Origin of the sequence: Actinoplanes sp. NPDC026623 (assembly GCF_040638275.1) — a bacterium.
GTDB lineage: Bacteria > Actinomycetota > Actinomycetes > Mycobacteriales > Micromonosporaceae > Actinoplanes.
This window is the reverse complement of record NZ_JBEZXZ010000276.1, coordinates 1-9,376: the sequence shown is the minus strand read 5'-3', so window position 1 is coordinate 9,376 and position 9,376 is coordinate 1. Positions and strand designations below refer to the sequence as shown.

At 70.6% G+C, this 9,376-nt stretch carries 8 protein-coding genes; 7 read left to right on the top strand and 1 reads right to left on the bottom strand.

Annotated elements, in window-relative coordinates; translation table 11 throughout:
• Positions 1–2,124 (bottom strand): pyruvate, phosphate dikinase (gene ppdK / locus AB0F10_RS41790; protein ID WP_360639019.1); only part of this gene is annotated, 2,124 nt, incomplete at its 3' end.
• Positions 2,125–2,273: 149 nt separating this feature from the next.
• Here ppdK and AB0F10_RS41785 point away from each other — a divergent pair.
• The 7 genes from AB0F10_RS41785 to AB0F10_RS41755 all read left to right on the top strand — a co-directional run.
• Positions 2,274–3,314 (top strand): zinc-dependent alcohol dehydrogenase family protein, encoded by a 1,041-nt coding sequence (locus tag AB0F10_RS41785; protein WP_360639016.1) that lies wholly within the window; start codon positions 2,274–2,276, stop codon positions 3,312–3,314.
• 14 nt (positions 3,315–3,328) lie between these two features.
• The gene (locus AB0F10_RS41780) at positions 3,329–3,997 is read left to right on the top strand and encodes an SRPBCC family protein (protein ID WP_360639013.1); all 669 of its coding nucleotides are present in this window, start codon (positions 3,329–3,331) and stop codon (positions 3,995–3,997) included.
• A gap of 32 nt (positions 3,998–4,029) precedes the next feature.
• The gene (locus tag AB0F10_RS41775) at positions 4,030–4,713 is read left to right on the top strand and encodes a CBS domain-containing protein (RefSeq protein WP_360639010.1); all 684 of its coding nucleotides are present in this window, start codon (positions 4,030–4,032) and stop codon (positions 4,711–4,713) included.
• A 49-nt stretch (positions 4,714–4,762) separates the two neighbouring features.
• On the top strand, positions 4,763–5,239 hold the full coding sequence (locus AB0F10_RS41770) for a cyclic nucleotide-binding domain-containing protein (RefSeq protein ID WP_360639007.1): 477 nt from the start codon (positions 4,763–4,765) through the stop codon (positions 5,237–5,239).
• Between the two features lie 30 nt (positions 5,240–5,269).
• Complete coding sequence (locus tag AB0F10_RS41765) at positions 5,270–6,253, top strand: Acg family FMN-binding oxidoreductase (RefSeq protein ID WP_360639004.1); 984 nt, start codon at positions 5,270–5,272, stop codon at positions 6,251–6,253.
• Between the two features lie 130 nt (positions 6,254–6,383).
• On the top strand, positions 6,384–8,780 hold the full coding sequence (locus tag AB0F10_RS41760; protein WP_360639001.1) for a phosphoketolase family protein: 2,397 nt from the start codon (positions 6,384–6,386) through the stop codon (positions 8,778–8,780).
• A gap of 173 nt (positions 8,781–8,953) precedes the next feature.
• Positions 8,954–9,376, top strand: a 423-nt coding sequence (locus AB0F10_RS41755) for a chromate transporter (RefSeq protein WP_360638998.1), incomplete at its 3' end; no start/stop codon positions are given.

Sequence of the window (9,376 nt, the reverse complement as noted above, 5' to 3'; positions counted from 1 at the left end):
CGGGTCGCCGCCGGCGGCGACCCGCGCCGCGGCGGCCTGCGCGATCGCCCGGACCTGCATGGCGAACAGGCCGGGGATCACCAGGCCGAGGCGTACGCCGCGGAGCCCGAGCATCGGGTTCTCCTCGTGCATCCGGCGCACCGCGGCCAGCAGCACGCCGTCGTGGCCCGGGTCGTCGCCCAGCGCCTCGGCGCGGGCCACCCGGGCGGTCAGGTCCTCCAGGGAGGGCAGGAACTCGTGCAGCGGCGGGTCGATCAGCCGCACGGTCACGGGCAGGCCGTCCATGGCGTCGAACAGGTCGATGAAGTCGGCGCGCTGCAACGGCAGCAGCTCGGCGAGCGCGGCCTGCCGTTCGGCGTCGTCGGCGGCGAGGATCAGACGCTCCACCAGCAGCCGGCGGTCGCCGAGGAACATGTGCTCGGTCCGGCACAGGCCGACGCCGGTGGCGCCGAACCTGCGGGCCCGGGCCGCGTCGGTGCCGGTGTCGGCGTTCGCGTGCACGTCGAGCCGGGCGCGGTAGTCGCCGTGGATCATGAGGCGTTCCACGGCGGCGAGCAGCGGGTCGCCGTGTGCGGTCAGCGCGCCCTCGAAGTAGCGGACGACGGGGGAGGGGTGGACGGGGACCGCGCCGAGATAGACGTGACCGGTGGTGCCGTCGATGGAGATTATGTCCCCGGCGCGGACCGTCCTGCCATTCACGATCAGCGCGCCCTCGCCGACCACGATGTCTTCGGCGCCGCAGACGCAGGTCTTGCCCATGCCGCGGGCGACGACCGCCGCGTGGCTGGTCTTGCCGCCCCGCGCCGTCAGGATGCCCTGGGCGGCGATCATGCCGGGAAGGTCGTCGGGGTTGGTCTCCCGGCGCACCAGGATGACCGGACCGGTCGCCGCGGCGGCCGTGGCCGAGTCGAAGACGACGGCGCCGACCGCCGCGCCGGGCGAGGCGGGAACCCCCTTGGTCACCGGCGCCGGTGCGGCACCGGTGTCGAAGCTGGGGAACATCAGCTGGGCCAGCTGCGCCCCGGTCACCCGCTGCAGGGCCTCGTCGAGGGTGATGGTGCCCTCGTCGACGAGCTGCGCGGCGATCACGAACGCGGCGGCCGGGGTGCGCTTGCCCACCCGGGTCTGCAGCATCCACAGCTTGCCGTTCTCGATGGTGAACTCGATGTCGCACAGGTCGCGGTAGCGCTGCTCGAGCCGCTGCATGACCGACAACAGCTGCTGGTAGCTCGCCGGGTCGATCGCCGCCAGCTCGCTCAGGCCGACGGTGTTGCGGATCCCGGCGACGACGTCCTCGCCCTGTGCGTTGCGCAGGTAGTCGCCGTAGCTGCCGCGACGGCCGGTCGCCGGGTCGCGGGTGAACGCCACGCCGGTGCCGGAGCCTTCGCCGCGGTTGCCGAAGACCATCGCCATCACGTTGACCGCGGTGCCGAGGTCCTGCGGGATGCGTTCCTGGCGCCGGTAGAGCACGGCGCGCTCGGAGTTCCAGGACTCGAAGACCGAGGCGATGGCGAGGAAGAGCTGCTCGTGCGGGGCCTGTGGGAAGTCGCAGCCGGTATGTGCCTGGAAGACCTTCTTGTACACGGCCACCAGGTCTTGCAGCTGCGCGGTGTTCAGCTCCGCGTCGGAGGCCACCGCGGCGGACGTGCGGGCGATGGCGAGCTCGGTCTCGAAGTCCTCGCCGGGCACGTCGAAGACCGTCTTGCCGAACATCTGGATCAGGCGCCGGTAGGAGTCCCAGGCGAAGCGCTCGTCGGAGCTCTGCGCGGCGAGTCCGGTCACGCTGGCATCGTTCAGGCCGATGTCGAGGATCGTGTCCATCATGCCGGGCATGGAGAACTTGCCGCCCGAACGCACGGACACCAGCAGTGGGTCGCCCGGATCACCGAGCGACTTGCCCATCCTCTGCTCGACCAGCCGCAGGTGCTCCGTGACCTCGGCGAAGAGGCCGGGCGGCACCGCACCGGTACGCAGGTATTCGCGGCAGGCGTCGGTGGTGATGGTGAATCCGGGCGGCACCGGCAGGCCCATCCGGGTCATCTCGGCGAGGTTGGCGCCCTTGCCGCCGAGCAGGCCGTTGAGGTCCTTGTTGCCCTCCATGAAGTCGTACACGTACCTGGTCATGCGTCCTCGCCCCATTCGCTCGCGGTGGAGTCGTCCTTTCCGTGGTAACCCCGCGTCAGGCCCGCCGAGTAGGGCCGGATGTCCCTAACGCCCGGGCCGGGTCAGGGCGAGTGTTGGGGTGACGGAAGTCGATCGATGAGGAGGTTGTCATGAAAGGTCTCGTGTACGGCGGGCCCGGCAAGCGGTCGTGGACCGACGTTCCCGACGCGCGGATCGAGGGCCCCCGCGACGCGGTCATCCGCGTCGACGCCGTGACCATCTGCGGCACCGACCTGCACATCCTCGGCGGCGACGTGCCCGAGGTCGAGCCCGGCCGGGTACTCGGTCACGAGGCGGTCGGCACGGTCGTCGAGACCGGCAGCGCCGTCGCCGGCCTGGCGACGGGCGACCGTGTGCTCGCCTCGTGCATCTCCGCCTGCGGGATCTGCCGGTTCTGCCGCGAGGGCGCCTACGGGCAGTGCCGCGGCGGCGGAGGCTGGATCCTCGGTCACCTCGTCGACGGGGTGCAGTCGCAGTACGCCCGGATCCCGTTCGCCGACCTGTCCACCTACAAGCTGCCGGAGCAGGTCAGCGACGAGTCGGCGGTGCTGCTCGCCGACATCCTGCCGACCTCCTACGAGGTCGGGGTGCTCAACGGCAAGGTGCGCCCGGGTGACACCGTCGTGGTCGTCGGCGCGGGCCCGATCGGGCTCGCCGCGATCGTCACCGCGCGGCTCTACTCGCCCGCACACATCGTCGTCGTCGACAAAGCCGAGAGCCGTCTGCAGGCGGCCAAGATGTTCGGCGCGGACACCACCGTCCAGGTGGGCGCCGGCGACCCGCTCGCCGCGGTGCGGGCGCTGACCGGCGGCCTCGGCGCCGACGTGGTGATGGAGGCGGTCGGCACCCCGCAGACCTTCGAGCTGTGCACCACGCTCGTCCGGCCCGGGGGTCACGTCGCCAACATCGGCGTGCACGGAAAGCCGGCCACGCTGCACCTGGAAGACCTGTGGATCCGCAACGTCACCATCACCACCGGCCTGGTGGACACGTACTCGACACCGAAACTGCTCGACATGCTCGTCGCCGGGCAGCTCGACCTCGGGCACATGGTCACCCACCGCTTCGGGCTGGACGAGTTCGACGAGGCCTACGACGTCTTCGCCGACCCGACCCGTACCGGGGCACTCAAGGTCGTGCTGACCCGATGAAGACACCACTGCTGATGGCCGCCGCAGCCGCGGCGGCCGCGGCCTACTCGCCCGCCGCGCGCCGTTGGTACCTCACCTGGGGCGCCATGGAGGCGGAAGCCGGTGGCCCGCTGCCCGGCGACGAACTGGTCGCCGAGCCCGATCTGCAATCGACTCGAGCTGTCACGATCGACGCCCCGCCCATGGCTGTCTGGCCCTGGCTGGTGCAGATGGGCAGCGGTCGAGGCGGCGCGTACACGTACGACTGGATCGAGAACCTGTTCGGCCTGGACATGCACAGCGCCGACGAGATCCTGCCGCAGTTTCAAGGCCTCGCGGTCGGCGACGTGCTGCCGCTCGGGCCGAACGGGCCTGGAATGCGGATCGAGATCTGTGATCCGGGGCGGACGCTGGCCTTTCGGTCGGTCGACGGAAACTGGGTATGGATCTTCGACCTGCACGGCGACGCGTCGGCGACACGACTGGTGAGCCGCAATCGAATCGCCACGCCGGATGCGTCGTGGCGGGGCCGGCTCGTGAACCGCCTGGTGATGGAGCCCGGCAGCATGATCATGGAACGCCGGATGCTGCGCGGAATCAAGGAGCGGGCCGAGCGAGCGACGCCTGCGACCGAGCCGTCCCAACCCGGTGGACCCGCGGACAGAGGTCGATCGGCCCTGACCCCACGGAGAACCGGCCCATAACGTGGATGGCGGCTGATGAGAGGAGGGCTGTGATGAAGACCTGGAATGTGGAAGACGTGATGACCAAGGCGGTCGTGTCCGTGCGGCAGGACGCCTCCTACCGGTCCGTGGTCGACCTGCTGGTGAGTCACCGTTTCAGCGCGGTGCCGGTGGTGGACGACTTCCAGCGGGTGACCGGCGTGGTCTCCGAAGCCGACCTGCTTCGCAAGATCGAGTACGCGGGCAACGAGGAACCGCGGCTGTTCGAGGGACGCCGCAGGCGCGGTGAGCGCGGTAAGGCGCTGGCCGGCATCGCCGCTGATCTGATGAGCAGCCCGCCCGTCGTCGTCCTTGCGGACACGCCGATCGTCGCGGCGGCCCGGCTGATGGACACCGAGGAGGTCAAGCGCCTGCCCGTCATCGACGACCTGGGCCGGCTCATCGGCATCGTGTCCCGCGGTGACCTGCTGAAGGTCCACCTGCGTCCGGATGACGAGATCCTGCAGGACATCGAGGGCGGCGTCCTGCGCGCCTTCTTCGCCGACGAGTCGAAGACGGTGACCGTCGAGGTCGCCGAGGGCGTCGTGACGCTGAGCGGACGGGTCGATCGCAGGACGACGGCGGACCTGGCCGTCCGGCTGACGCGCCAGGTCGCCGGCGTCGTCGAGGTGGCCGGCAAGCTCGACTACGACCTCGACGACACCACCCACGTCGTCCCCGGATCGATCACCTACTAGACGGGCCCTGCCGCGCAGGCCTCGCGCGCAGGATTCAGAGGGAGGGGACGTGTCCTCACTGAGCACTTTCGACCTGATCGCCGTGCACGACTTCGTCGCCGACCTGCCCGCCGGATCGCTGCATCGCCTCGCGACGGCCGGCCGGCCGGTGTTCCACGCCAGCGGCGTCCGGCTGTGCCGCGAGGACACCCCAGCGACCCGCTTCTGGCTCGTGCACTCCGGCCGCGTCGCCCTCGACTTCCACGTGCCGGGCCGCGGCGACATCCTCATCGAGGAGATCGGCCCGGGCGAGGTCGTCGGCTGGTCCTGGCTGTTGAAGCCCGGCCGCTGGCGGTTCGGCGCGGTCGTCGCCGACGACATTCGAGCCGTCGAGTTCGACGCCGCCGACGTTCGCACGCTGATCGACGAGGACCCGGACCTGGCGCGGGAGCTGACGACCCGGTTCCTGGACCTCGTCGCGGATCGCCTGCAGGCGGCGCGGCACCGGCTCGTCGAGCTCTACGCATATCCGGCCGACGGGTCATGAATGGCCCACGGTCGAACGGAGGAATCTGTCATGACGGCAGTGTCGGGTGGCCCGGACGAGCGGATGCTCCCCAGATGTGTGCAGGCGGCGTCTCTTTCGCCGTCGCTGCACAACAGCCAGCCGTGGCGTTTCCGGGCCACCGGCAGCGCCGTCGAGGTCTTCGTCGATCGTGAGCGGCAGCTCCGCGAGCTCGATCCTCTCGGCAGGGAAATGCTGATCAGCGTCGGCGCGGCGGTCTTCACCCTGCGGCTGGCGATCCGCCGGGAGGGCTGGATGCCCGGCCTGAGCCTCTTCCCCGAATCCGGCGAACCGGACCTGGTGGCGCGGATCAGGCTGGCCCGGCCGTCCCCGCCTCCGGCCGGCCTGCGGGTCCTCGCCGACGCCATCGCCGAGCGGCACACCCACCGTCGCCCACTGGCCTCGGCGGTGGTACCCGCCGATGCGATCGAGCAGATCACGAAGGCGGCGTCGGACGAGGGGGCGACGCTCACCATCGCGGGCGCGGTGAGCCGCGACGCGATTCTCGGGCTCGGCCGGGTGGCCGAGCAGCGGCTCCGCGCTCATGGCGGGTACCGGGCGGAGCTGGGCCGATGGACCCAGCCGGCACCCAGCCGCCGGGACGGCATCCCACCGGCGGCGATCGGGCCCTGGGACGCGCTGGAGCGGATGCCGATGCGCGACTTCGGCCTGATGCAGCCGCAGGTATGGCGAACCGCCGAGCGTTTCGAGACCCACCCGACCATCGCCGTGCTCGCCACGCACGGCGACGGGCAGCGCGAATGGGTACGCGCCGGCCAGGCGCTGCAACGCGTTCTGCTCGTGGCCACCTGCCTGCACCTGGCCACCACGCCGATCAGCCAACCGGTGGAGGTGCCGGCCATTCGCGCGTTGCTGACGCGTACCGATGCCGATCAATGGGCGCAGATGGTGATTCGGCTCGGCTATGGCACGCCGGCTCCGGCCAGCCCGCGCCGTCCGCTGGCCGAGATACTGGAGGGAGAACCGCCGATGTGACCCGCTTTGTCATGGGGCCGAAAGTCCCAGTGGCTACGGCTTCTGGCCCTGTGACGTCTGTCCTGGCCAGACTTACGGTTGCCGGGCAGACCGAGATCTGCGAAGTCGAGATCCTTCGAAGGGACGAACCGTGACCGCCGTTGTCTCCGATCTGCTGGATACCCTCGCCGCACCCGACGAGACGGAACTCGCCGGGCTGGACGCCTGGTGGCGGGCCGCCAACTACCTCACCATCGGCCAGATCTACCTGCAGGGAAATCCGCTGTTGCGTCAGCCGCTGGCTCCGGCGCACATCAAGCCGCGGCTGCTCGGGCACTGGGGCACCAGCCCCGGCCTGTCGCTGATCTACGCACACGTGTCCCGGCTGATCCGCCTCACCCACCAGCAGGCCATCTACCTCGCCGGGCCCGGGCACGGCGGTCCGGCACTGGTCGCCGCCGGCTACCTGGAGGGCACCTACACCGAGGTCTACCCGAAGATCAGCCAGGACGAGGCCGGCATGCTGCGGCTGTTCCGGCAGTTCTCCAGCCCCGGCGGCATCCCCAGCCACGTGTCGGTGACCACCCCCGGCTCGATCCACGAGGGCGGCGAACTCGGCTACGTGCTGGTCCACGCCTTCGGCGCGGTGATGGACAACCCCGACCTGCTCGCCATCGCGGTCGTCGGCGACGGCGAGGCCGAGACCGGGCCGCTGGAGGGTGCGTGGAAGGGCGTCTCGTTCCTCAATCCGGCCCGCGACGGCGCGGTGCTGCCGATCCTGCACCTCAACGGGGCGAAGATCTCGGGGCCGACCGTGCTGGCCCGCAAGGACCCGGCCGAGGTTCGTGATCTGCTGCACGGTCACGGCTACGACGTGATCGAGGTCGAGGGCGACGACCTGCCCGGCATGCACCTGCGCTTCGCGGCGGCTCTTGCCGAGGCGTGGGGCAGGATCCGCGCGATCCAGCACGACGCCCGCACCGGGGAGTGGGACGGGACCCGCCCGCACTGGCCGATGATCATTCTGAGGTCGCCGAAGGGCTGGACCGGACCGGCCGAAGTGGACGGGATCAGGGTCACCGGCACCTGGCGCTCGCACCAGGTGCCGCTGTCCGGGGTACGCGAAAATCGGGAACACCTCGCGATCCTGGAGCGCTGGCTGCGCTCGTACCGTCCGGACGAGCTCTTCGACGCCTCGGGTGCGCCGGCGTCGGCCGTACGGGCGCTGCCGCCCGAGGGCGAGCTGCGGATGAGCGCGAGCCCGCACGCCAACGGCGGCCTGCTCACCCGCGCGCTCGATCTGCCCGACTTTCGCGACTACGCCGTCAAGGTGGTCTCGCCCGCCGCGTCGCGGGCGGAGTCGACGCGCAAGCTCGGCGAGATGATGCGCGACGTCTACACCCGCAACCCCGACAGCTTCCGGCTGTTCTGCCCGGACGAGACCAACAGCAACCGGCTCGGCGCGGTCTTCGAGGTCTCGGACCGGGCGTTCATGGAACGGGTCACCCCGGACGACGTCGCGCTCGGCCGCGACGGCCGGGTGATGGAGGTGCTCTCCGAGCACAACTGTCACGGCTGGCTGGAGGGCTACAACCTCACCGGCCGGCACGGCATGTTCGCCACCTACGAGGCGTTCGCGATGGTCAGCGCCTCGCAGACCGTGCAGCACGGCAAATGGCTGCAGGAGTCGCGGCACCTGCCGTGGCGGGCGCCGGTGCCGAGCCTGAACGTGCTGCTGACCTCGACCGCCTGGCGCAACGACCACAACGGCTTCTCGCACCAGGGACCCGGCCTGATCCAGGTGGTGCTGACCCAGCGCGGCGACGTCGCCCGGGTCTATCTGCCGCCGGACGCCAACACGCTGCTGTCGGTGGCCGACCACTGCTTCCGGTCGCGTTCATACATCAACCTGATCGTCATCGACAAACAGCCGCAGCTGCAGTACCTGACGATGGACGAGGCGATCGAGCACTGCGCCCGCGGCGCCGGGATCTGGGAGTGGGCCGGCACCGACGACGACACCAGCGATCCCGACATCGTGTTGGCCTGCGCCGGCGACGTGGTCACCATGGAGACGGTCGCCGCCGCGCAGATCCTCAAGGAGAAGCTGCCCGGCTTCCGGACCCGGGTGGTCAACATCGTCGACCTGATGACGCTGCCCCGGCCCAAGGACCACCCGCACGGCATGAGCGAGACCCAGTTCACCGAACTGTTCACCGACACCGTCGACGTGATCTTCGCCTTCCACGGCTACCCCGGCGCGATCCACCAACTGGTGCACGGCCGGCCGGACGCCGACCGGTTCCGGGTGCGGGGCTTCATCGAGGAGGGCACCACGACCACCCCGTTCGACATGACCGTGCGTAACAAGGCGTCCCGCTACCACCTGGTGATGGACGCGATCAACAACGCCAAGCGGCTGCCGCGCGGCGCCACCGAGCTCAAGGCCTGGTGCGAATCGCAGCTCGCCCGGCACGAGGCGTACATCGTCGAGCACCTGGAGGACATGCCCGAGGTCCGCGACTGGTCGCTGGAGGACTCGGCCTGACCAATCGGTACCGCCTCTGCCGTGCCCCGAGTTGAGCTATTGCATCAAATCCGTTTGATGTATTCTCGGCCGATGGGTGACACCCCAGGCCGTGAGGCCACAGCGCCTCCGCCGTGCCTGCACGCCGACCCCTGCACCGCCCACCTGGGCTGCCCGGCCGGCCGCTGCCTGACGTGACGATCAGTCCGGGGGAGGGCAGCCGATCGTCGTCCGGTCAGCCGCCACAGGTCCCGCTCTCGACGGTGCTCCGGCAGTGGGGGCGAATCGGATGCATCGGCTTCGGTGGTCCGCCCGCGCACATCGCCCTGCTCCGCAAGCTGTGCGTCACCGATCGCCGGTGGCTCGACGAGCGGGAGTTCGAGGACGCCATCGCGGCGTGCAACCTGCTGCCGGGGCCCGCCTCCACCCAGCTGGCCGTCTTCTGCGCCTGGCGGGTGCGCGGACGCCTCGGTGCGCTCGTCGGCGGCGCCGCGTTCATCCTCCCCGGCCTGATCGTCATCCTCGCCCTCGCGGCCCTGCTCCTCGACGGCGACCCGCCGTGGTGGATCAAGGCCGCCGGGGCCGGCGCGGGCGCGGCGGTCGCGGCGGTCGCGGTG